The 21785-nt window shown below is 70.2% G+C and carries 19 protein-coding genes and 1 pseudogene; 4 read left to right on the top strand and 16 right to left on the bottom strand.

Features of this window, described 5'->3' with window-relative positions; all coding sequences use genetic code 11:
• Nucleotides 1–45: 45 nt before the first annotated feature.
• The gene (locus tag FNH04_RS00775; protein ID WP_152779219.1) at nt 46–393 is read right to left on the bottom strand and encodes a gas vesicle protein GvpO; all 348 of its coding nucleotides are present in this window, start codon (nt 391–393) and stop codon (nt 46–48) included.
• Between the two features lie 554 nt (nt 394–947).
• On the opposite strand from FNH04_RS00775, the gene FNH04_RS00770 reads away from it, so the two are divergent.
• Nucleotides 948–1421 carry a phosphate-starvation-inducible PsiE family protein gene (locus FNH04_RS00770; RefSeq protein ID WP_152779218.1) on the top strand — a complete coding sequence of 158 codons (474 nt, stop codon included), beginning with the start codon at nt 948–950 and terminating at the stop codon, nt 1419–1421.
• Between the two features lie 187 nt (nt 1422–1608).
• Here FNH04_RS00770 and FNH04_RS00765 read toward each other — a convergent pair whose 3' ends face one another.
• From FNH04_RS00765 to FNH04_RS00755, 3 genes are all read right to left on the bottom strand, one after another.
• The gene (locus FNH04_RS00765) at nt 1609–1974 is read right to left on the bottom strand and encodes a hypothetical protein (protein ID WP_152779217.1); all 366 of its coding nucleotides are present in this window, start codon (nt 1972–1974) and stop codon (nt 1609–1611) included.
• Nucleotides 1975–2404: 430 nt separating this feature from the next.
• Nucleotides 2405–2833, bottom strand: coding sequence for a DUF2267 domain-containing protein (locus FNH04_RS00760; protein ID WP_152779216.1), 429 nt, complete (start codon nt 2831–2833; stop codon nt 2405–2407).
• Between the two features lie 227 nt (nt 2834–3060).
• Entirely contained in the window at nt 3061–4941 is a 1881-nt protein-coding gene (locus FNH04_RS00755; RefSeq protein WP_322722224.1) for an MFS transporter, read from the bottom strand.
• Between the two features lie 145 nt (nt 4942–5086).
• Here FNH04_RS00755 and FNH04_RS00750 point away from each other — a divergent pair, with 145 nt between their 5' ends.
• Entirely contained in the window at nt 5087–5326 is a 240-nt protein-coding gene (locus FNH04_RS00750) for a hypothetical protein (RefSeq protein WP_152779214.1), read from the top strand.
• A 200-nt stretch (nt 5327–5526) separates the two neighbouring features.
• Here FNH04_RS00750 and FNH04_RS00745 read toward each other — a convergent pair whose 3' ends face one another.
• The 12 genes from FNH04_RS00745 to FNH04_RS00690 form a co-directional block, all read right to left on the bottom strand.
• The gene (locus FNH04_RS00745) at nt 5527–6180 is read right to left on the bottom strand and encodes a dienelactone hydrolase family protein (protein WP_322722222.1); all 654 of its coding nucleotides are present in this window, start codon (nt 6178–6180) and stop codon (nt 5527–5529) included.
• Between the two features lie 35 nt (nt 6181–6215).
• Nucleotides 6216–8234, bottom strand: coding sequence for an erythromycin esterase family protein (locus tag FNH04_RS00740; protein WP_152779213.1), 2019 nt, complete (start codon nt 8232–8234; stop codon nt 6216–6218).
• 280 nt (nt 8235–8514) lie between these two features.
• Complete coding sequence (locus FNH04_RS00735) at nt 8515–9012, bottom strand: Hsp20/alpha crystallin family protein (protein WP_152779212.1); 498 nt, start codon at nt 9010–9012, stop codon at nt 8515–8517.
• Between the two features lie 47 nt (nt 9013–9059).
• On the bottom strand, nt 9060–10874 hold the full coding sequence (locus FNH04_RS00730; protein WP_228030935.1) for an FAD-dependent oxidoreductase: 1815 nt from the start codon (nt 10872–10874) through the stop codon (nt 9060–9062).
• The gene (locus tag FNH04_RS00725) at nt 10874–11137 is read right to left on the bottom strand and encodes a UBP-type zinc finger domain-containing protein (RefSeq protein ID WP_152779211.1); all 264 of its coding nucleotides are present in this window, start codon (nt 11135–11137) and stop codon (nt 10874–10876) included. The genes FNH04_RS00730 and FNH04_RS00725 overlap by 1 nt, the downstream gene beginning before the upstream one ends.
• Before the next feature lie 5 nt (nt 11138–11142).
• A complete protein-coding gene (gene trxA / locus FNH04_RS00720; protein WP_322722217.1) occupies nt 11143–11601 on the bottom strand; it encodes a thioredoxin in 459 nt (152 codons plus the stop codon).
• Nucleotides 11598–14237: an ATP-dependent chaperone ClpB gene (clpB, locus tag FNH04_RS00715; protein ID WP_152779210.1), complete on the bottom strand. Its 2640-nt coding sequence runs from the start codon at nt 14235–14237 to the stop codon at nt 11598–11600. Before clpB ends, trxA begins: the two co-directional genes overlap by 4 nt.
• Nucleotides 14228–14635 carry a chaperone modulator CbpM gene (locus FNH04_RS00710; protein WP_152779209.1) on the bottom strand — a complete coding sequence of 136 codons (408 nt, stop codon included), beginning with the start codon at nt 14633–14635 and terminating at the stop codon, nt 14228–14230. Before FNH04_RS00710 ends, clpB begins: the two co-directional genes overlap by 10 nt.
• Nucleotides 14632–15585, bottom strand: coding sequence for a DnaJ C-terminal domain-containing protein (locus FNH04_RS00705; protein WP_152779208.1), 954 nt, complete (start codon nt 15583–15585; stop codon nt 14632–14634). Before FNH04_RS00705 ends, FNH04_RS00710 begins: the two co-directional genes overlap by 4 nt.
• A gap of 6 nt (nt 15586–15591) precedes the next feature.
• Nucleotides 15592–16209 (bottom strand): nucleotide exchange factor GrpE, encoded by a 618-nt coding sequence (gene grpE, locus FNH04_RS00700; RefSeq protein WP_152779207.1) that lies wholly within the window; start codon nt 16207–16209, stop codon nt 15592–15594.
• Between the two features lie 9 nt (nt 16210–16218).
• Nucleotides 16219–18135: a molecular chaperone DnaK gene (gene dnaK, locus FNH04_RS00695; protein WP_152779206.1), complete on the bottom strand. Its 1917-nt coding sequence runs from the start codon at nt 18133–18135 to the stop codon at nt 16219–16221.
• A gap of 52 nt (nt 18136–18187) precedes the next feature.
• The gene (locus FNH04_RS00690) at nt 18188–18679 is read right to left on the bottom strand and encodes a general stress protein (RefSeq protein ID WP_152779205.1); all 492 of its coding nucleotides are present in this window, start codon (nt 18677–18679) and stop codon (nt 18188–18190) included.
• 215 nt (nt 18680–18894) lie between these two features.
• Here FNH04_RS00690 and FNH04_RS00685 point away from each other — a divergent pair, with 215 nt between their 5' ends.
• Together FNH04_RS00685 and FNH04_RS49250 are read left to right on the top strand one after the other, a co-directional pair.
• Complete coding sequence (locus FNH04_RS00685) at nt 18895–20688, top strand: helix-turn-helix domain-containing protein (RefSeq protein ID WP_152779204.1); 1794 nt, start codon at nt 18895–18897, stop codon at nt 20686–20688.
• A gap of 253 nt (nt 20689–20941) precedes the next feature.
• A pseudogene (locus FNH04_RS49250) lies at nt 20942–21390 on the top strand (transposase).
• Nucleotides 21391–21785: the final 395 nt, after the last annotated feature.

Raw genomic sequence — 21785 nt, 5'->3', positions numbered from 1 at the left:
GGTCCTCTCAGAGGTCATTCCGGTGGGCGCCGGCAGGGCTGTCGGTCAGCCGTTGGCGGCGCCTCGGTGATAGCGGCACACCCTGCGGTACTCGGCAGGCCGGCCGGATTCATCGAGCACCACCTCGTATGTGGCGAGCAGGCTGGTCGTATCGGGGATCCGAGGTACCTCCAGCACATCGACGGCAACGCACCAGCCGTCTTCGGTGCGCCGCACGGCACACACGCTCTCGATGCGGTGGACGATGAACCCTTGCAACCAGTCGCAGGCGGTGCGGGCGGCCTTCTCAGGCCCGACCTGCGCGACCGTTCCCCGACCGGCGTCCGCTGAAGGACCGCGGGCACGCTCGCCCTTGGAGGCTGTACTGCTACCGGTGCGGCGTTGCTCAGGCATGACGCCAGCGTGACCGGGCGGCCTGCTGGAAGCATCTTCTCAGCGGCCGATCCGGCGAACGCGTCCGAACGCGCCCATAGTGGGGCGATCCGACCGGTGCCGCACTCTGCCCATCCACGCGTGGGGCCGACCTTGTCGGTGCCGTCGGCACAGCAGCACATGGGCCGGTCGTCGAACTCGCCGATCGGGCGCCCTGCTTGCATGCGGTCCATGCCCGTTGGTGTTGCCTAGCGACACCGCGGCGCCCAGCCGCTCCGCTCCGTCGGCCAGGGGCAGCCAGACACCATCCGGCCAGCGAAGTGTCGAGGTCCAGTTCCGGCAGGGCGAGCGTGGCCAGGCAGTGCGTAGACCCGATCGCACGGAATCGACCGGCACACCGCGTCCCTTGATGCCGTTGTCCCAACGGTCCGCGAGGCCTCCTTGAGGAGCAAGGCGGTACCACCTGATCGGCAGATCGCGGCGGCGCCCGTGTTCGGTGAACCGGCCGTAGATTGCTGCGTGTGCCAGACCTTTCCCACAGAGTCGAGGGCCGCCGCGTTCAGAGCCTTCTGCAGATGGCAGAAGACGGCATTCATCTGATCGTCGCGGTACTTCTTGTGCTGCTCGCGGGGCTGTTGACCATCAGTGTCGTCAACGATGTCGTGGATGCGATCAAGGGCCCGTACCAGGAGGAGAAGGTCGTATTGGCCGCGCTGGACAACAGCTTGGTGCTGTTCATCGTGGCCGAGTTGCTGCATACCGTCCGTCTCACCATCAGGAATCGGACGCTGGACGCCGCGCCGTTTCTCGTTGTGGGTCTGATCGCGGGCATCCGCAAGGTTCTCATCGTGACAGCAGAAGCGGACAAGTCCTTCCGATGGAACGTCCAAGGAGTCGAGCTTCTCATCCTGGCAGGGCTGATTCTCGTGATGGCTTTGGCCGTCTACGTCTGGCGGTGTTGCCCTGATGGCCGCGCGTCCGCACCTGACATCGCGTCTTCGAGCAACCCAAGGCCCAGGCCGCGCAGTCAAGGGCCTGATCGCTCGTGACGTCTCGGTCACCTTCGCTGACGTGGTGAGTGGCGAACGGACACCGCTCCCGTGTCGCCGTCGGCGGGTCCCGGGCGCACTCGCATGTGCTCAATGGGCTCGGAGGACGATGACGGTGGGGTCGCCGCGAAGGAGTTCGAGGAGCTTGGCCAGGATCCGGTCCGGCATCTCTGCGGTCGGGGAACCGTCATCTCTGAACCCTCTGGCGCAATTCTTCGAGCATGCCGTGCAAGTGCGCGGCTGCCAGCTCTATGTCGGTGTAGTCGTTCTGCCCGGCGCGTGATTCCGCGGCGAGCACACCGCACCGATGAACCTTCTCGAAATCTCCATAGGGAAATTTGTATCGGCCTTTGTTTTCCTCGGCCTGTTCGTCGTCGATACCGAGGTACCAGCTTCTGTATTCGATGAATCCGTGCTCTTCGAGGTAAGCATTCTCTGCCTTGGACGACGGTCGGTGCTCGCTCCAGTCGTCCCGCTCGTCGAGGACGACCGTTTGCTCCGCCACCAGCCTCTTGGCGTGTGCGAACGCTTTGTTGTTCAGTCTTACTGCCATAAGTTCCACCACCTCCGGCGTCGGCGCAGGTCGTGGGTTCTGCGTGAGTGACCGCGAGATTGACCTGTTGTCTCCCGGGCGCCTCAGCCGTGCGCTTCGGGGCAGTCAACGCTTCCTGCTGGGTAGCAGGAAAAACTTCGGCAAGTGATCGGCTGCAGCGTAGCGCCTATCGCCTGCGAAGCGGGACGCTGGAATTCGCTGGACCAATCAATTTTACCTCCATGGTCGGAGATCCTCGCCGCACCTGGTCTGCTTGCGCAGGACAGGATTCCGCGAAGGAGATCCTGAGCGAGCTTGCCGTTCTCGAGAGCGGTGCTGCCGAGCCGCGGCGAGGGTCGAGCGCGGCGTCGGGACGACGACGGGCCTCTTGCGTCGGCTGACCAGGCCCGTCACGGAGCCGGGGGCACGGGATCGTTACCCGTCGGCGCGGTTACGGCAGGACTGCCGCCAGCGACTTCGGCATACGGGCCTTCAGGTCGCCCCACTCACCTTCGCTGACGTGGTCCTTCAATACGTCGAGGACCTTGTGGACCAGCTCCTCAGTGCCCCCCTCGACCGCGTAGGGGAACTCCGTCCGTACGCGCGCGAAGAACTCCTCACGGTGCATCTTGACGGGGGTTCCCGCGGGCTTCCAGCCGTCGTAGTAGATGCCGCGTATCAGCGTCGGAAGCTGCGCGCCGAACTGCGCGGTCTCGTCAACGGACAGCCGGTCCCGCAGGGCGTGCAGCACCCCGCGCAGGGCGGCGTACGACTGGTTCCGGCGCTCCTTGGGCCAGCCGAAGACCTGTTCGATCTCCTTCAGGAGTCGGTTGGCCTTGTCGACCATGGTGTCGAACGAGGAAAAGCCTGTCTCGACCATGTTGGTGTCCTTCCGCTGTCCGCGGCAGCACGGCATGGGACTCGTGGAACCGCCCAGGGGGATGGAAGCCGGGCCCCTGTGGTCGCTGCCGCCGCTGTGCTGGTTGTGGGTGGTCCCGGCGGGCGGGGACCGCAGCGCCCCCGCCCGCCGGGACGGGTTTCCGGGTGAACCGTGGAGGCCGGGGACACTGGCCGGGGCGCGGTGCACCGTGTGCCGCCGGGTCCGGCTCACCGGTCCGGAGGACCGTAGGTGTCCTGGCCCAGGTACGTGGCGCGCGCCTCCCTGACCGCTTCGCGCAGTGCCCGGCGGAAGCGCCCGGGGCCCCACCTTCGGCCGCTGACGGTTTGTTGGAGCTCACTGCGGCTGGTCGGGCCGCGCTCCGCGAGGGCCTGGGAGACCTGCTCGATCTCCTCGTCGAGACGCCGGTCCGCCATGGCCGCCGTCCGGCTCGACGCGTCGGCCGTGCCGACCATGCCCGGCGAGTAGAACGAACGTCCGGTGCCCGGCCGGTAGCGGTTGGCGCCTGCGCGCTCGCGTGCCTGGCGCCGGGCGGTGCGGTCGGCGACCCGCAGGTTCCGCTCGTGTTCCGCGCGCCGCACCTCCTCCGGCAGGCCGCGCTCGCGCAGCGCCTGCGGGGAGGGCTCGTTGCGCCAGTCCGCCTCGGCCTCCTCGGCGGTGAGGGGCAGGGCGATGTTCTCCAGCGACTGCTGCTCCGCCCGGACGCCGAAGAACACCTCGGCCAGGCCGCCGAGGGCCATGGCCGCCGCTCCGATGATGAAGCCGAGAGCGACGAGTTCGGCGTCACCGCTGTGGATGAAGTGGCCGAAGAGCAGCGGGCCGGTGATACCGCCGATGGCCGTGCCGACCGCGAAGAAGAGCGAGATGGACAGCGCGCGGGTCTCCATGGGGAAGACCTCACTGACCGTCAGATAGGCCGAGCTCGCTCCCGCGGAGGCCACGAAGAAGGTCACCGCGACCAGCAGGAAGAACCACCACGCCGTGAGCGAGCCGTTGATCAGCAGGATCGCGAGTATGACGGCGACGACGGCCGAGCCGATGTAGGTGCCCGCGATCATCGGTATCCGGCCGACGGTGTCGAACAGCCGGCCGAGGAGGAGTGGTCCGAGGAAGTTGGCGATCGCGAAGACGGCCATGAAGTACGGGACCGAGCCCGAGTTCACACCGAAGAACCCGCTCAGAATCGTTCCCAGGTCGAAGACGATCGCGTTGTAGAGGAACGCCTGTCCGATGAAGAGCGCCAGGCCGAGGATCGCGCGGCGCGGGTACCGCTTGATGGCGACCCGTGCGATCTCGGTGAAGGGGATGACGTCCCGCTGCCGGACGGTGATGGCCTCATCGGGCTCCGGCAGCTGCCGACCGGTCTCCTCCCGCACTTCGGCCTCGATCCGGTCCACGACGCGTTCGGCTTCCTCCTCCCGCCCGTGGATGAACAGCCAGCGTGGGCTCTCCGGGACATGCCGGCGCACCAGCATGATGCCCAGCCCGAGGATGCCGCCGAGACCGAAGGCCAGCCGCCAGCCGAGGTCCGCCGCGAGGAGGTCCTCGTTGAGGAGCAGCACGGCGCCCAGACTGCCGATCGCGGCGCCGACCCAGTAACTGCCGTTGATGGCCAGGTCCACCTGGCCGCGGTTGCGGGCCGGGATCAGCTCGTCGATGGCCGAGTTGATCGCGGCGTACTCACCGCCGATGCCCATACCGGTCAGGAACCGGAAGAGGAAGAGGTACCAGGCCTCCTGGGCGAACGCGGTCGCGACCGTGGCGAGGACGTAGAGGGCCAGCGTCAGCATGAACAGCTTCTTGCGGCCGTAGCGGTCCGTGAGCCGACCGAAGAGCAGGGCGCCGAAGCAGGCACCCGCCACATAGATCGCGGCGGCCGTGCCGATGTCGGCGCTGGTGACTGAGATGCCGCTGCCCGGCTCGGTCATCCGGGAGGCGATCGCACCGACGATCGTCACTTCCAGGCCGTCGAGAATCCAGACGGTCCCGAGACCGATCACGATCCGCCAGTGGAAGCGGGACCACGGCAGCCGGTCGAGGCGCGCCGGGACCTTCGTGGTGACGGTGCCCAGTTCATGCGTGGTGGTCACGGCGTTCCTCCCGTCCCTCACATCGGCACATCGAAGGACATACGAGCGAACAGGCTGGAACGCCCCGCTCCGCATAGAGTGGGTCCCTGTGTTGAGCTGCCGTCTTCTCGGGCATCGCTTTCGCTTTCTCAGCGACGGCGACACGATGCGCTGGCACTGCGTCCGTGGCTGCGGCGCCGGGGGCTCCAAGCGGTATCCGACGGCTGAGGACGCGGATCGCTACGCGCGCGCCCTGGACCGCGAGGACCGCGAGGACCTGGGACGCCGGGCACCGCTCGTCGGTCTCTTCCCGTTGCGTCTCATGCGCGCCCTGCGGATGCGCCGGGAGCGCAAACGGGAGCAGAAGTCCGAAGCGGGGGCCGGCGCGGAGCGCCGGTCGCATTGACACACTGCACAGCGCCACGCTGCGACGAGGGCGCACGCCGCGTGGCGGCCACGGCCTGCGGCGCCGGGCATGAAGGGGGGTGCCATACATGGCCTCACCTCGATTTCTTAAGGAAGCGCCAGGGCAGCCCCGCCGTGCGGGCCGCCCCAGTGCATGGCCGTCTGTGACGTCGGCCGGCCTGGTTGAAGACGAGTTGCCGGTCAGTCCGGGAGGTGGCGGTGGAACCACTCGCGTGCCAGGCGCGCCACCTGTTCCAGGGCGCCCGGCTCCCCGAACAGGTGCGTTGCATGCGGTACCAGTTCGAGCCGGGTCTCGCCGGGGATCCGCTTCATCGCTTCGCGGTTGAGTTCGACGACCTCCCGGTCCAGCTTCCCGACGATCAGCAGCGTGGGCTGGCGGACCGAGTCGAGAAACCTGTCGGCCATGTCCGGGCGGCCGCCCCGGGAGACCACCGCGCGTACTGAGTCGGGCCGCACCGAGGCCGCGACGAGCGCGGCTGCCGCGCCCGTGCTGGCTCCGAAGAGCCCGATGCCGAGGTCCATGGTGGGCTCGTACTCCCGGAGCCAGTCGGCGAGTTCCATCACCCGCGCCGAGAGGAGCCCGATGTCGAAACGGTACTCACCCGTCAGGGTGTCGAGGCGTTCCTCCTGCCGGGTCAGCAGGTCGGCCAGCATGGTGCCGACGCCGACGGTCTGCAATTCACCGGCGACGTATCGGTTCCGTGGGCTGCTGCGGCTGCTGCCGCTGCCGTGTGCGAAGAGCACCACGCCCTGCGCCCTCGAGGGCACCACCACGTCCGCGTCGAGCACGACACCCGCGGCGGTTACCCGCACGCTTTCCATGACCGCGTCCACAGCGACCTCCTCCAGTCCAGTCCTACGACGTCGGGTCACACCCCGGCCGGGTAGGTTTCGGGCACTTCGCCCTCCGTCCACCGGGCGGTACGCTCCAGTGGCTCCAGCGCCCGGGTCTCGTCGATGTGGATCACGGCGTCGAACTGGTCCGCCATCCGGGCACGGAAGTAGTGGCTGGCCCGCTCGGTGTGCGGGCGGTAGATGACGCCGATCGCCCGTTCCAGGCGCGCCGTCCGGAGTGCTGCCGCGGTGCGGGGCGCATGGTCGAAGGCGAGCAGGAACTCCTTCTCCCCGACCTCGTGGAACAGCTCCTCGACGCTGTCGGCGAGGGCCGGCCGTACCCGCTTGCGTTCGGCGGGGCCGCCCCAGTCGTCCGCGGCGGTCACCGTGCCGGTGTACGTGGTGAAGCCCAGCAGGCGGCAGTCGTGCGGGTGGGCCTCCCGTACCAGCCGGCCGACGTTGACCTCGCCCCGGGACGCCGCCTCGGTGACCCGCGCGTCACCGATGTGGGAGTTGTGCTCCCACACCACGACCTTCGCCGGGGTGCCCCGCTGCCGGCTCAGGTGCTCGCTCAGCGCCTCCAGAGTCTCGGTCATGTGGCGGTCGCGCAGGTTCCAGGAGGACACCTGGCCGCCGAACATGGTGCGGTAGTACTCTGCGGCGTTGCGCACCAGGAGCGCGTTCTGGTGTGCGTAGAACAGTTCGTCCTCGGCGAGGAGCCCGTCGCGGCGCGCGTAGTCGCTCGCGTGCCGCTGGAGGTCGACCAGTTGGTCAACGACCTCCTGCTCACAGGTCTCGCCCGCGCCGAAGGCGGCCTCGAACCCCCAGGACTGCGCATCGTCCTCCCCTCCCTGGTAGTGGTCGAAGCAGGAGTAGCGTTCGCGGGCGCGGGCCGCCGCGTCCGGGTCGACGCGATCCAGATAGGTGATGACCTCCTCGACCGACCGGTACAGGCTGTAGAGGTCGAGTCCGTAGAAGCCGGCCTTGGCCCGCTCGTCGTCGCGCCCGTACCGTTCGTTGTGCTGCCGCAGCCAGCCGGCGAAGTCGAGCACGGCGGCGTTCCGCCACATCCAGGTCGGGAAGCGCCGGAACCCGCGCAGGGACTCCTCGGCGGTGGCGTCCTCGCTCCGGCCGCGGACGTAGCGGTTGACGCGGTAGGCATCGGGCCAGTCCGCCTCGGCGGCGACCGCGCAGAAGCCCCTCTCCTCGATGAGCCGCCGGGTCATGCGCGCACGGGCGGCGTAGAACTCGTGGGTGCCGTGCGACGCTTCACCGATCAGCACGTAGTGGGCATCGCCGACGAGGTCGAACAGCAGCTCGTCCGAGGGCACCCCGTCCTCGGTCGGGGCGGCCTCGGCCCGGATCACCGCCACGTCTCCCCGCGGCTGCGCGCCCGGCGCGGCCGGATGCCTCGACGCGACGCGCAGCAGGTCCCGCACCTCCTCGTCGGTGGTCTGGGCGAAGTCCCAGTAGGAGGCGCCGACTGCGAAGAACGGCGACGGGGTGGTGGCGCACACCACCTCGTCGACCATGTCGGACAACTCCTGGCAGGTCGCCTCGGGCGCGGCCGGGACCGCAACGACGACCCGGGTTGGGCGATGACGGCGCAGGGCGTGGATGGCGGCCCGCATGCTGGCGCCCGTCGCGAGGCCGTCGTCGACGAGGATCACCGTACGGCCGGCCAGTTCGGGCGCGGGCCGGCCCTCGCGGTAGGCATCCTCGCGCCGGAGCAGCTCGCGGCCCTCCCGTTCGACGGCGGCTCGCACCGTCACCGGCAGGAGGCCCATGCCCCTGATGACATCGTCGTTGAGGACCAGCACCCCGCCGTCGGCGATCGCCCCCATCGCGACCTCCTCCTGGCCGGGAACCCCCAGCTTGCGGACCAGGAAGACATCGAGCGGCGCGCCCAGCTCCGCCGCGACCTCATAGGCCACTGGCACACCGCCGCGCGGCAGTGCCAGGACGATCAGCCCCGGCGCGCCCCGGTGGTGCTCCAGAAGGCCGGCCAGGACCTGTCCGGCATCTCTGCGATCACGGAACAAACGCTCCTGCATGATCACTCCTCTGCGGCGTGACGGCCGGTTGATGGTCGTTTTGAAGTCATGGCCTGGGGGAGGCGTGGTGCTCGCGGTCCGACGGTCGGCTACGGCTGCATTTGGGCGAACTGGTCTCCTGGAGATGGCGTCGCGCTGCCGGACGGTGACGGCCTCGGCCGGCTCGGGCAGGTCCTGGCCCCCTCCTCTCGCTCCTCCTCCCGCACTGCGGCTTCGAGCCGGTCGACGACGCGTTCGGCCTCCGGTGCCGGACAGGTGTCCGGCACCGAAGGGTCGGTGGTCAGCCGCCGCTCTCGCCGCGCTCGTCGCTCTCCTTGATCTCGATGTGGCGGGGCTTGGCGACCTCGGCCTTGGGGACGGTGATGGTGAGCACACCGTCCTTCATGTCGGCCGTGATCTTGTCGGTGTCCACCTCTCCGGGCAGCCGCAGCCGGTACTCGAAGGATCCGGTGCGCCGGGTGCTGCGGCGCAGGACACCCTTGCGTTCCTTCTCCTTGATCTCTCCGGTGACCACCAGCTCATGACCGCTGGCCTCGATGTCGACGTCGTTGCTCTTGACGCCGGGCAGTTCGAGCTCGACCTGGAAGGCGTCATCGGACTCCGTGACGTCCGCGGACGGGGTCCACGCGACTACGGGCGCCGCGCCGCCCACCGTCGATTCGAGCAGCCCGCTCATCTGGTTGAGCAGGTCGTCGAACTCGACCAGGGGGTTGCGTGCCCAGCCCACGGGCCGTTCCTGAAGTGCGCCACGAGGGTGGCGCCGTGCGGGCGTCGCCATCGCGCATCGCCTCCTTCTCCTTCTCGTGATCTCATCGCCCGCCCGGGTCAGGCGAGCCAGGCGGACTCCTTGCGGCGGGTGTGCGGGGATCTGTCGCTGTTGCCGGGAGCGGCCGTGTGCCCCAGGTGCCGGTGGACGAAGTGGATCGCCATGGAGCCCTCGCCCACCGCCGAGGCCACCCGCTTGACCGAACCGCTGCGCACGTCCCCGGCCGCGAAGACACCGGGCAGACTGGTCTCCAGAGGCATGCGGGCGCGTCCCTGGCTCTGCCACACCTCGGGCGCCGGACCTTCCTGGACCTCGTTCCCGGTCAGCACGAAGCCGCGGTCGTCGAGGGCGAGGGTGCCGGCCAGCCACTCGGTGTGCGGCTCGGCGCCGGTGAAGACGAACAGGGCACGGACGGCGAGCCTGCGGTGCTGTCCCGCGCGGCTGTCCACCACGCGCAGTTCCTCCAGCGTCTCCTGGCCGACAGCCTCGGTGACCTCCGTATTCAGCATCACCCGCACACGCGGGTGGCGTTCGACCTGGTCGATCAGGTAGCGGGACATGTGTGCCGCGAGGCTGGGCCCGCGGACGAGCAGGTAGACCCGGGGGGTGAATCCGGTGAGGAACAGCACTGCCTGGCCCGCGGAGTTGCCGCCGCCGACCACGGCCACCGGGTCGGCGCGGCACTGCTGGGCCTCGTACACGGTCGCCGAGTAGTGGACGCTCGTACCCTCAAGGCGTTCGATGCCGGGGATGTGCAGCCGGCGGTAGCGGGCACCGGTGGCGAGTACGACGGCACGGGCGGCGATCTCGCTGCCGTCGGCGAATGTCACGGTGTAGTGGCCGTCCTGGGGACGGAGGCCCGTCGCCTCCGCCGGAAGGCTGATCCGGGCACCGAACTTGTTGGCCTGGAGCACGGCACGCTCGGTGAGTTCCGCTCCGGAGATGCCGGAGGGGAAGCCGATCAGGTTCTCGATACGGGACGACGTCCCGGCCTGGCCGCCGGTGGCCATCGCCTCGACCAGGGTGGTGCTGAGCCCCTCGGACGCGGCGTTCACCGCGGCGGCGAGACCGGCCGGCCCCGACCCGATGACGAGGAGGTCGCCCCGGTGGTTGTCCGCGGGCAGCGAGGGCAGCCCGATGAGCCGGGCCAGTTCCGCGTTGCCGGGGTTGCGCAGCAGCGTCGTGTCGCGCCAGATGACCAGCGGTGTCTCTTCCGGGCCGACGCCGAAGCGGCGCAGCAGCGCCTCCGCCTCCTGGTCCGTCTCCAGGTCGATCCAGCGGTGCGGCAGCCGGTTGCGGGCGGCGAACTCGCGCAGCCGCCGGGTGTCGGGCGAGTAGCGCGAGCCGATGATGCGAAAACCCGCGCCCTGTCCGACGAGCAGCGCGCGGCGGCCCAGGCAGGCCTGTAGCACCAGGTCGCCGATGGTGGAGTCTGTGGACACCAGGTGGCGCAGCTGGTCCATGGAGAGGACGAGGACGTCGCCGGGCTCCCGGGCGACGGCGGTGTAGAAGGCCACCTGCCCGTGCAGGAGGCCGAGTTCGCCGATGAAACGGCCCGGTCCGTGCACACGCAGCAGGCGTTCGTCGGGCGTGCCGTAGCCCTCGACGATGGCGACCGAGCCACTGAGGACGACGTAGAACGTCTCGCACCGCTCCCCCTCCCGGATCAGCACGTCACCGGCGTCAACCGCGCGCCGCCGGCCGTGCTGCGCCAGGTGGGCCATCTGGTCGTCCGACAGGCGGGGGTAGGCGCCGTAGAGGTCGGGGGTCTCGAAGGGGACCGCCTCGTCCACACGGGAGTCCACGGCCTGCGGCGCCGTCTCCTCGCGTGGGCGTCGGCCCTCGCCGGACGTCATCGGGTCGCTGCCGGACATCAGACGTACGCCTCGTGGACGAAGCACCAGCGCCAGTCCTCGCCGGGTTCCCACGACCGCACGATCGGGTGGTCGTCAGTGGCCGCGTGCCTGCGGGCGTGCCGGTTCGGAGAGGAGTCGCAGCAGCCGACGTGCCCGCAGGTCAGGCAGAGCCTGAGGTGCACCCACGGGGAACCGTGGCGCAGACACTCCTCGCACCCCCGGGGAGTGCGCGGGGTGACCGGCCGCACGAGGGCGAGGTGGGGGTCGGCGTGCAGAGTCATCAGGGTCACCCTTCCCGGGCCGGCTGCCGGCCCGCGATCGACTGCTCCACCCACTGACGCAGCACAGGGGCGGGCGCGGCCCCCGACTGCCGGGCGACGGTCTTCCCCTTGTCCAGGACCAGCAGCGTCGGCACCGCCTGGACCTCGAACCGCTGCGACAGCCGTGGGTTCTTGTCGACGTCGACCTTGACCAGCTTGATCCGTCCGGCGAGGTCGGCGGCGACCTTCTCCAGGGCGGGGCTGACCATGCGGCACGGGCCGCACCAGGTCGCCCACAGGTCGACCACCACGGGCACGTCGGCCCGCTCGGCGACCTCGGCGAAGTTCTGCTCGTCGGCGTCCGCCGTCCACGGCAGGGGCTGCTTGCAGTTGCCGCAGGTGGGGCGGCCCTCCGCGGCCACGGGGACGCGGTTTTTGCGCCCGCAGTTCGGGCAGGTGACGGTCGTCGCTTCCATGGTGCTCACGCCGCCCTCGCCTCGCGCGTGTCTTGTGGCTGCTCGTAGGTGACGACCAGTTCGCCGTGCTGGGCGTCGACCTGGACGGTGGCGCCGTCCTGGACGTCGCCACGCAGCAGGGCCCGCCCGATGAGTGTTTCGACCTCGTGGGAGATGTAGCGGCGCAGCGGGCGCGCCCCGTACACCGGGTCGTAGCCCTGGTGGGCGATGGACTCCCGGGCGGCGTCGGTGAGTTCGACGGTGATGCGGCGCTCGGCGAGCCTGCGGCGCAGTTCGTCGAACTGCAGCTCCACGATCCGCTCGATCTGGGTCTCGCCCAGCGGCTTGAACAGCACGATGTCGTCGACACGGTTGAGGAACTCCGGCCGGAAGTGGCCGCGCAGTTCGCCCATCACCAGCGCCCGGGCATCCGGTTTGATCTCGCCCTCGGCGGTGGCGCCGTCGAGCAGGTAATGCGAGCCGATGTTGGACGTCATGATGATCACGGTGTTGCGGAAGTCGACGGTGCGGCCCTGGGCGTCGGTGATACGGCCGTCGTCGAGGATCTGCAGCAGGGTGTTGAAGACATCGGTGTGCGCCTTCTCGATCTCGTCGAACAGCACGACGGAGTATGGCTTGCGGCGTACGGCCTCGGTGAGCTGGCCGCCCTCCTCGTAGCCGACGTATCCGGGCGGCGCGCCCATGAGCCGGCTGACGGTGTGCCGCTCCTGGTACTCGCTCATGTCGAGGCGGACCATGTTCTCCTCGGAGTCGAACAGGGCCGCCGCGAGGGTCTTGGCCAGTTCCGTCTTTCCGACGCCGGTGGGGCCGAGGAAGATGAACGAGCCGATGGGCCGGCGCGGGTCGCGGATGCCGGAGCGCGCCCGGATGATCGCGTCCGCGACCAGCTTGACCGCCTCGTCCTGGCCGATGACCCGCTCGCGCAGGATCTCGTCCAGGCGCAGCAGCTTCTCGCGCTCGCCCTCCTGGAGGCGGGCGACGGGGATGCCGGTCCAGGCGGCGACGATCTCGGCGATCTCCTCCTCGGTGACGACCTCGCGCAGCATCCGGTTCTGCCCTTGCTTGGCGGCCAGTTGCTCCTCCTCCGCGGCGAGCCGGCGCTCCAGGTCCTGGAGGCGGCCGTAGCGGAGTTCGGCGGCGCGGTTGAGGTCGTAGGCGCGTTCGGCCTCCTCCGCCTCGTGGCGGACCTGCTCCAGTTCCTCGCGCAGTTCCTGCACGCGGCGAATCGCCTGCCGTTCGGCCTCCCACTGGGCGTGTTTGGCGTCGGCCTCGGCGCGCAGGTCGGCGAGTTCCTTGCGCAGTTCCTCCAGGCGGGCCTTGCTGGCGGGGTCGGTCTCCTTGGACAGGGCGGCTTCCTCGATCTCCAGGCGGGTGACGCGGCGGGTGATCTCGTCGAGTTCGGCGGGCATGGAGTCGATCTCGGTGCGCAGCCGGGCGCAGGCTTCGTCGACGAGGTCGATGGCCTTGTCGGGCAGGAAGCGGTCGGTGATGTAGCGGTGGGAGAGCGTCGCCGCCGCGACCAGCGCGGTGTCCTGGATCTTCACGCCGTGGAAGATTTCCAGGCGCTCGCGCAGTCCGCGCAGGATGGAGATGGTGTCCTCCACGCTCGGCTCGTCGACCAGGACCTGCTGGAAGCGGCGCTCCAGGGCGGCGTCCTTCTCGATGCGCTTCCGGTACTCGTCGAGGGTCGTGGCACCGATCATGTGCAGTTCGCCGCGGGCCAGCATGGGCTTGAGCATGTTGCCCGCGTCCATGGCGCCCTCGGCTGCGCCGGCGCCGACGACGGTGTGCAGTTCGTCGACGAAGAGCAGGATGCGTCCCTCGGCGGCCTTGACCTCGCTCAGTACGGCCTTGAGACGTTCCTCGAACTCGCCCCGGTACTTGGCTCCGGCCACCAGCGAGCCCATGTCAAGGGCGAACACCGTCTTGTCGCGCAGGCCCTCCGGCACGTCGCCGCGCACGATGCGCTGGGCGAGACCCTCGACGATGGCGGTCTTGCCGACGCCGGGGTCACCGATGAGGACGGGGTTGTTCTTGGACTTGCGGCTGAGGATCTGGGTGACGCGGCGGATCTCGGCGTCCCGGCCGACGACCGGGTCGAGTTTGCCCTCCCTGGCCTCGGCGACCAGGTCCCGGCCGTACTTCTCCAACGCCTCGTACGCCACTTCGGGGTTGGCCGAGGTGACGCGCTGGTTGCCGCGGACCTGGGTGAGCGCGCCCAGGAACGAGTCCCGCGTGATGCCGGCCTCCTTGAGCAGGCGCCCGGCGGCGGTCGCGGAGCCCTCCTCCGCCAGGGCGAGCAGGAGGTGCTCCACGGAGACGTACTCGTCCTTGAGCCGTTTGGCCTCCCGCTCGGCCGCGTCCAGCAGGCGCGCGAGCCGCTGGGTGATGAAGACCTGGCCGGGTGCCGCGCCGGGCCCGGTGACCCTGGGTCGGCGGGACAGCTCGTCGCGCACGGCCGCCCGGAGTTGCTCGGGCTCGGCGCCCGCCTGCCGCAGCAGCCGCGGGATCAGGCCCTCTTCCTGGTCGAGCAACGCGAGCAGCAGGTGCTCACCGTCGACCTCGGTCTGCCCCATGTTCACGGCGGCGCTCTGCGCCTCCTGGAGGGCTTCCTGCGACTTCTGGGTGAGACGGTTCATGTCCATGGGGGTGGTTCACTCCTCCTGCCGCGGTCGCGCAGTGCGGCTTCGAGCAGGCTGATGCGGTCGAGCAGGTCGAGCACCAGACCGATGGATGCGTAGTTGAGGCAGAGTCCGGAGCGCAGCCGCTGGACGCGGGCGAGGACCGCCGGGGCGGTGGGGGCGAACACCAGGTGCCCCGCGGCGTCGCGCTCGGCGTCGACCAGTCCGAGGGCGACGAACCGTCGGACCAGGTCGGGGTGGAGGCCCGAGCGGCGGGCCACGGTGTCCAGGGAGAGCCTGGGCACGGTGACGAGCGCGTAGCGCACGGCCGTGCCGTCGGCGCCCGCCCGTACGGGGTGGTCGCCCACGTCCGCCCGGGTAGTCCCGCCGCCGCTCGCTGCCCCCGTGGGTCGGTCGTTCATCGCGTCCTCCTGGGGTCGTACGAGGAGACGGCGGCGAGCTCTTCGAACAGCTCGCGCTCCCGGTCGCCGAGGGTGGGCGGCACCATGACGCGGAGCTCGGCGTACAGGTCGCCGTTCGGCCCACGCGGGTTCGGCATGCCCTCGCCGCGCAGCCGCAGCCGCCGGCCGCTGCTGGAGCCCGCGGGCACGGTGACCTTGGCCGTGCCGCCGCTGGGAGTGGGCACCGGCACGGTCGCCCCCAGGGCCGCCTCCCAGGGGGTGACCGGGACCTGGACGTGGACGTCACGGCCGTCCAGCCGGAACCTGGGGTGGGGCCGGATGCGCACCCGCAGGTACAGGTCGCCCGCCGGGGCGTCACCGCTGCCGCGGGCGCCCTCGCCCGCCAGGCGGATGCGCTGCCCGTCGGTGACGCCCGGCGGCACGTCGACCTCGTACCGCCGCGGCTGCCCGGTGGGCCCGGCGAGCGTGACGGTGCGGCGACCGCCCCTGTACGCCTCCTCGACGGTGAGCGGCAGCTCGGCCTCCTGGTCGGCTCCCGGTACGCCGCCGGGGGCGGCGCCTGCTCCGAAGAGCGAGCCGAGCAGGTCCTCGATGTCGACACCCTCCGCTGCGACGTCGTCGCCGAAGCCGGTGGTGTACCGGACACGGGGGCCGCCCGCGCCCGCGGTCCTGCGAGCGCGGAAGCCGCCGCCCGCTCCGGCCGTGACCCGTTCGTCGAAGTCCTCGGGGATCTTGCGGAAGTCCTCGCCGAAGCGGTCGTAACGGGCCCGCGTCTTCGGGTCCGACAGGACGCTGTAGGCCTCGTTGAGGTCCTTGAAGCGTTCCTCCGCCCCTGGATCCTTGTTGACGTCGGGGTGGTACGTGCGGGCCAGCTTGCGATACGCCTGCTGGATCTCGTCCTGGCTCGCGGTCCGCGACACGCCCAGCACCTCGTAGAAGTCCCGTGCCATGACCGGTCACTCCCGCTTCGCGACAGTCACGGCGGCGGGCCTGAGCTGCCGTTCGCCGTCCCCGTAGCCCGGGCGCAGCACCTCGACGACGGTGCCCGGTGCGGCATCGGGGTCCTGGACGACGCCGACCACCTCGTGCCGGGCCGGGTCGAAGGCGACTCCGGTATCCGCGTGCCGCGGGTAGCCGAGCAGTTCGAGGACGTTCACCGCCTGGTCGCGGACCGCCCGGACGCCCTCCACGATCGCGCCGGGGTCGGATCCCGCATGGGTCAGGGCGAGTTCGAGGTTGTCCACGACGGGCAGGAAGGCCGCGGCTGTGCGGGACCGCTCGACCATCTGCTCCCGCTCCAGTTCCCTGGCGTGGCGCTTGCGGAGGTTGTCGAGGTCGGCGAGCGCGCGCCGCCAGCGGTCCTCCAGCTCCTGGATCGCGGCCGTGTGCTCGTCCTCGGACGGTGCGGGGCCGCCGGCCGCGTCGGGGCCGGGTTCCTCGTCCGTGGCAGGCCCCGGCCCGGTCGGCCGGCCCGAGCGCGGAAGATCCCCGCGGGGAGGGCGTACGGCGCCCTCCTGAGCCGGGTCGGCCTGGTCCGGCACGGCCGGGTCGGGTTCCCTGGGGTGGATCGGCATGGCGGTTCCTCAGTCCTTTTCGAACTCGGCGTCGATGACCTCGTCGTCACCGCCACCGCCACCGCCGCTCGGCCCGCCGCCGGTCGCGCCGCCCCCGGTGGTGTCCTGACCGGGACCGCCCGTGGCGGCGGCGCCCTGATGGGCCACCAGCCCTGCCAGCACCTGCTGGAGTTCGGAGGTCAGGGGCCGCACCCGCTCCACGCCTGCCTCCTCCTTGACCGCCGCCCGGGCATCCGACACCAGCATCTCGGCGCGTGCCTTCTCGTGCGCGGGTGCGGCGTCGCCCAGCTCGGCGAGGCGCCTCTCGACCTGGTACGCGACGGCGTCGAGCTCATTGCGGGCGTCGACGGCCTCGCGCAGCGCCTGGTCCTGGCCCCGGTTGCGCTCGGCCTCCTGGACCATGCGTTCGACCTCGCCGCGGTCGAGGTTGGAGCTCTCGGTGATGGTGATGCCCTGTTCCTTGCCGGTGTCCCGGTCTCGGGCTTTGACGTTGAGGATGCCGTTGGCGTCGATGTCGAAGGTGACCTCGATCTGCGGTTCGCCACGCGGCGCCGGGCGGATGTCGGTGAGCTGGAAGCGGCCGAGCACCCGGTTGTCGGCGGCCCGTTCGCGCTCGCCCTGGAGGACGACGATGTCGACGGCGGGCTGGTTGTCCTCGGCGGTGGAGAAGGTCTCGGTGCGGCGCACGGGGATGGTGGTGTTCCGCTCGATGATCTTCGTCATCACGCCGCCGCGTGTCTCGACACCCAGCGACAGGGGCGTGACATCGAGCAGCAGGACGTCCTTGACCTCGCCCTTGAGTACCCCGGCCTGGATCGCGGCGCCCAGGGCCACGACCTCGTCGGGGTTGACGCTCATGTTGGGTTCCTTGCCGCCGGTCAGCCGGCGCACGAGGGCCTGGACGGCGGGGATGCGGGTGGAACCGCCGACGAGGATGACCTCGTCGATGTCGCTCTCGCCGACCTTGGCGTCGGCCATGGCCTGCTGGACCGGCCCCAGGCACCGCTCCACCAGGTCGCTGGTGATCTGCTCGAACGTGGATCGCATGACCGAGTCGGTGAGGTGCTTGGGGCCCGAGGCATCGGCGGTGATGAACGGCAGGCTGACCTGCGTCTGCGTCACCGAACTCAGCTCGGTCTTGGCCTTCTCAGCCGCCTCGAACAGGCGTTGCAGGGCCTGCGGATCCTTGCGCAGATCGATGCCGTTCTCCTTCTGGAAGTCGTCCGCGAGGTAATCCACCAGACGCCGGTCGAAGTCGTCACCACCCAGGTGACTGTCGCCCGCGGTGGAGCGCACCTCCACCACGCCGTCGCCGACGTCGAGGATGCTCACATCGAAGGTGCCGCCGCCGAGGTCGAAGACCAGCACCGTCTCGTGCTGCTTCTTGTCCATGCCGTACGCGAGGGCGGCCGCGGTCGGCTCGTTGATGATCCGCAGCACCTCCAGTCCCGCGATCCGGCCGGCGTCCTTGGTGGCGGTGCGCTGGGCGTCGTTGAAGTACGCGGGCACGGTGATGACCGCCTCCGTGACCCGTTCCCCCAGCTGCTTGGAGGCGTCGTCGGCGAGTTTGCGCAGCACCTGGGCGCTGATCTCCTCGGGCGCATAGAGCTTGTCGCGCACCTTGAAGCGGGCGACGCCGCCCGGACCCTCGACGACGTCGTACGCCACGGCCCTGGCCTCGCCCGGGACCTCGTCGAAGTGCCGGCCGATGAACCGCTTGGCCGAGTAGATGGTGCCCTTGGGATTGAGGATCGCCTGGCGCCGGGCCAGCTGGCCCACCAGACGTTCTCCGGTGTCGGTGAAGGCCACCACGGACGGCGTCGTACGGCTGCCCTCGCTGTTGGGCACGACGGAAGGTTCGCCGCCCTCCCACACGGCGATCACCGAGTTCGTGGTGCCCAGGTCGATGCCCACTGCCTTAGCCATGAGGAACTCCTCCCGGTGCGGCGGCATGCGCCGGCACTGCGGATCCGATCGTTCAGGTAGGGGCGGGACGGTGGCCGTCGGCGCCGGTGGTCTGCAGCCCGCCGAGCAGCCGTACGGCCTCGTTGGCGACCGTTTCGTCCACGACGACGTCGTACCGGCTGGGCTGCATCGAGCGGACGGAGGCGAAGTCCCGGCGGCCGCCCTGCAGGGCGTACAGCAGCAGGCCGAACAGCGCCCCCACGATCGCTCCGAAAATCAGGCCGTAGAGGGCGACGAGCAGGGCGGAGACGAGCGGGTCCACCCAGTCCACCAGGCCGAAGAGCCAGCCGATCAGCGCACCGGGAAGGGCTCCGCTCGCCGCTCCGTGCAGGGCGGCCCTGCCGTAGTCCATACGGCCGATGACCTGCTCGACGAGGCGGACGTCCTGTCCGATGATGGCCACCCTCTCCACGGGAAACCCCTGGTCCGAGAGGTGGTCGACGGCGCGTTCGGCTTCCTGGTACGTCTCGTACGTGGCAACGGTCCTACGGGCCTGCTCGGTCATCGTCAGTCCTCCCTGCCACGGCGCGGTGAACCGGACAAGCCCAAGGGTCGCGGGCCCAGCGGCTTCGCGCCTGCGCCCGAGGGGTCAAAAGCTGTCCCGTCCGCTCGCCCCGCGAGCACGACACGAACAGTCCGAGCATCTCGGGTGAGCCGATCCGAGAGGGGTACACGGACGTCGGTTCACCTCGTGAGGCTCGGGGAGAACGGAGTGATCCCATGGCCGACAGCCGGGCCCACAGCCTCTACCGCCGCCTGCACCGCCGCGCCTCCGACCGGAAGGGCAGCCTTCCGCGGGGCAGCGCCGGGCGGCATCCCACGGCCGCGCGGAGAAGGCCCCGCCCACCCGCTCCAGCCCCGGCCGACCACGCCTCCCACGCACTGATGGCGCTCTCCCACGCCCTGTTCGACACCCAGGACGAAGGCGAGATCCTGCGCCTGGCCATGGACCACATAGCAGCCGCCGGGCCGTACAGCGCCGAGGCCGGATACCTTACGGCGGACGGCGCCCTGGTCCCCAGCCCGCGGGAAGGGCAAACCCATCCCTCGGCCGTCGACCGGAGAGTGCAGGAGCTGGCCGGACGAGACGGCCCCGTGACCGTACCCGGCCGGCCCTGGGGCCGAGCCCTCGGCCTGCGCGGCCCTGACGGACTCCGTGGTTACGTCGTGGTGACGTCCCACTCCCCGCCCACCGAAGCCGAGCACTCCCTGCTCGCCACGCTCGTCCGGTACACCGCTGCCGCTCTGTCAGTCGCCTTCGCACACCGCCGCCGACGCGAGGACACGCTGGAACTGCACCGGCTGAGGCGAGAACGGGCAGCCCTCCAGCGGCAGCTGATCTACGCCCTGGCCGAGCTGGGATACGAGCGGGCCGTTCACGCGGTCATGTCCGACGTCGCTGTCTCGGGCGGCAGCGAGGAAGCCATCACCCGAGCACTGCACAGACTCACTGGACTCCCCGCGCTGGTCGAGGACCGCTTCGGCCGACTGAGGTCCTGGAGCGGCCCCAGCTGCCCCGACCCCTATCCGGAACCGGACCCCGTGCGCCAGGACGAAATGCTGCACGCCCTCGCCCGGGAGGCCGGGCCGGTGCGGATCAAGGACCGGCTGATCGCCCTGGTCCGCCCGCACGGCGAGAGCCTGGGCGTGCTGGCCCTGGTCGACGCCCGGGAGGAGGCCGACGAGCACACCGTGTTCGCGCTGGAACACGCCGCCACCTCGCTTGCCCTGGAGCTGGCCCATCTGCGTAATCTGGCCGAAGTGGAGCTGAGGCTGCACCGCGAGCTGGTCGACGACCTCCTCGCCGGGACGGACGAGGCGAGCGCCTACGCCCGGTCCGAGGCGGTCGGACACGACCTGCACCGCACCCACTATGTCGTCGTGGTGCAGTGGCCGAACCGGGCCTCGGACGACTTCTTCGCGCAGACCGTGGGCCGGGCGGCTTCCGCCGCGGGCATGCGCTCGCTGCTGACCCGACGCTCCGACCACGTGGTCCTGGTCACCGACGACAGGCCGCACGACCGCGCACTGCACGAGGCGCTCGGCCGGGAGACCGGGACACGGTCCGGGACGATCGGGGTGAGCGCCCCCTGCGACTCCCCGGACGGCATCCCCCACGGCTACCAGGAGGCGCTGCGTGCCCTGAAGGTGCGCCGCCACTCCCGCGAGAGCTACGGCACGACGTTCTTCGACGAGCTGGGCTTCTACCGCATTCTGGGACCCGGCAACGATTACCGGGAACTGGAGACCTTCGTCCAGGAGTGGCTCGGGCAGCTCATCGACTACGACTCACGGCACCACACGGCCATGGTGGAGACCCTGTCCCGGTACTTCGACTTCGGCGGCAACTACGACGAGACCGCCGAATCTCTCGCGATCCACCGCAGCACCCTGCGCTATCGGCTCCAGCGCATACGCGAGATCACCGGCAACGACCTCGCGAACGTAGAGGACCGGCTCAACCTCCAGGTGGCGACCCGAGTGTGGAAGATCATCTTGGGCGGACCCGGCTGAGGCCGCGCAGAAAGGGAGGTGAGTGTGCCTGTGAGCCGGTGCCGCTCGATCATGGTGCCAGCAGGTGAGGGGCCCGATCCGTTGGCGGGAGTGCCTGCCCACTGTCGGCGCGTGCCGCCTTCAGGCTCGGTTGGCTTCACTCCTCAGGGACGGCTGGCCGCCGACGGCGTCGATGCGTGAGCCGAGGTTGCCCACGTCTTCCTCAAGGAGGCGCCTGATCGCGATGTAGGGGCTTGCGGAGCCGTCGGCCGGGGTGATCGACTCGCAGTCCGTCAAGGCGGACGCTGTCATCGGCGCCGACAGCCGGGGCTACGACGGCGGCAAGCAGATCAACGGGCGCAAGCGGCACGTCGTCGTCGACACCCTCGGCCTGCTGCTGGGCGTGATGGTCACCAGCGCCGATGCCGCGACCGTACTGCCGCGCAGGTGCTGCTCGCGCGCGTGGCCGAGGCACACCACCGCCTTGCGCTGGTCTGGGCCGACGGCGGCTACACCGGCAGCCTTGTCGAGCATTGCCTGGCCGCCCTCGGGCTTGTGCTGGCCATCGTCAAACGCAGCGACGACAAGCGCGGCTTCGTGGTGCTGCCCAAGCGGTGGATCGTCGAACGTGTGCGCCGTGAGGCGCTTGTTGATCGAGTGGAGGTGAAAGACCTGCACCAACCCGCTGTCGCAGCAGTGGGGTTGAAGCTGAGGGCAGTCTGATCCGGGAGGTGCCGGGGAGGGCGGGAAGCAGCCCTGACAAAGCCGGGGCGGGGCCGGTACTGCCAGATGGCCGTGGGTCCGGCGAGCAAGACGGAGAGGTGTACGCGAGAAACCGGTGTGTGAAGCCTCGTAACGAATTCCCACCAGCTCGAACCTGGCGGATCTGGGCTGGGTGCGGTGCGCGCCTGCCTCATGCTCGGGCGGGCGACTTGCGCGGTGGTCTCGTTCGCCGCCGCGCAAGGCCACGGTGAAGGTCTGCGGCGTAACCGTGGCGATGCCGCCGGGGTATAGCCGGGCGCCTCCTCCGACAAGCGATCACAAGTGAACACGGGAACCGTCCCGGTCCTGCCGCGGGCCGCGCATCCAGCGCGGACATCCGGGCTGGGCCCACCGTC

This window comes from Streptomyces phyllanthi, assembly GCF_009377205.1.
GTDB lineage: Bacteria > Actinomycetota > Actinomycetes > Streptomycetales > Streptomycetaceae > Streptomyces > Streptomyces phyllanthi.
Note: the sequence above shows the minus strand (reverse complement) of the source record. Positions and strands in the feature narration are given on the sequence as shown.